Origin of the sequence: Neisseria sp. P0020.S003, from assembly GCF_051957095.1 — a bacterium.
In the GTDB taxonomy this organism is placed as follows: Bacteria; Pseudomonadota; Gammaproteobacteria; order Burkholderiales; family Neisseriaceae; genus Neisseria; species Neisseria subflava.
In genome coordinates this window covers 1-249 of sequence record NZ_JBQCWU010000107.1, presented here as the reverse complement: position 1 = coordinate 249, position 249 = coordinate 1, and the positions used below count along the sequence as shown (strand labels likewise).

Below are 249 nucleotides of genomic sequence, written 5' to 3'. Positions count from 1 at the left end.
CTGCCGCTGTCTTAGCTTCACCTGCTTTGGTATCTGCCGCTACTGCTTTAGCATCTGCCGCAGCTGCCGCTGTCTTAGCTTCACCCGCTTTGGTATCTGCCGCTACTGCTTTAGCATCTGCCGCTTCCGCTTTCGCTACCGCACCATCAGCTTTGGTATCTGCTGCTACTGCTTTAGCATCTGCCGCTACTGCTTTATCGTCTGCTGCTTTCGCTGCATCTTTAGCTTCGCCTGCTTTCGCTAATGCAT

The 249-nt window shown here is 53.4% G+C and carries 1 protein-coding gene; it reads right to left on the bottom strand.

Going from position 1 to position 249, the window contains the following annotated elements:
- Positions 1–249: hypothetical protein (locus ACTHTQ_RS11555; protein ID WP_440363996.1), on the bottom strand; the 249-nt coding region annotated here is incomplete at both ends.